This window comes from Xanthomonas axonopodis (assembly GCF_001304695.1).
Classification (GTDB): domain Bacteria; phylum Pseudomonadota; class Gammaproteobacteria; order Xanthomonadales; family Xanthomonadaceae; genus Xanthomonas; species Xanthomonas axonopodis.
Genome location: NZ_JFAQ01000324.1, coordinates 1 through 670, shown reverse-complemented (window position 1 = coordinate 670; position 670 = coordinate 1). Strand labels below are relative to the sequence as shown.

Here is a 670-nt window from a genome sequence, read left to right as displayed (position 1 = left end):
CCCGCGCCCCCGCTCGCCGTTTACCACCCCCCCCCCCCCCCCCCCCCCCCCCCACGGAGCCCGCATGAAATTGCTTTCCCGTCTGCCCCTGCTGTTGTTGTTCCTGTTGCCGCTGGTGGCCTGCGCCGCCGACAAGAAAACCGCGCCGGTCGAAGGCGAGGACTACACCCTGATCGACGGCGGCCAGCCGTACGCCCCGCTTGCCGGCAAGGTCGAAGTGACCGAAGTCTTCGGCTATACCTGCCCGCACTGCGCGCATTTCGAACCAGTGCTGGAAGCCTGGGTGGCCAAGCAGCCGGCGTATGTGCGCTTTACTCCGGTGCCGGCGGCCTTCGGCGGCTTCTGGGACGCGTTCGCGCGTGCGTACTTCGCCGCCGACATCCTGGGCGTGGCCAAGCGCAGTCACCGCGCCATGTTCGAGGCCATCCATGAAAAGCAGACCGTGCCCACCCAGAACGTGGCGCCCGAAGAACTGGCCGCGTTCTACGCCACTTACGGGATACCGCAGCAGCGTTTCATCGAGACCTACAAGAGCGAGGCGGTGGATGCCAAGCTCAAGGCCGCACGCGAGTTCGCGCTGCGCAGCAAGATCCCCGGCACCCCGGCCATCATCGTCAACGGCCGCTACCTGATCGGCGCACGCAACTACCCGGACATGCTGCGCATTGCC

1 protein-coding gene is annotated in these 670 nt (G+C 67.0%); it reads left to right on the top strand.

All coding sequences use genetic code 11. From position 1 onward, the window contains the following. Positions 1-64: 64 nt before the first annotated feature. The coding region (locus tag XAXN_RS20075) for a thiol:disulfide interchange protein DsbA/DsbL (RefSeq protein WP_054320809.1) at positions 65-670 on the top strand (606 nt) is incomplete at its 3' end.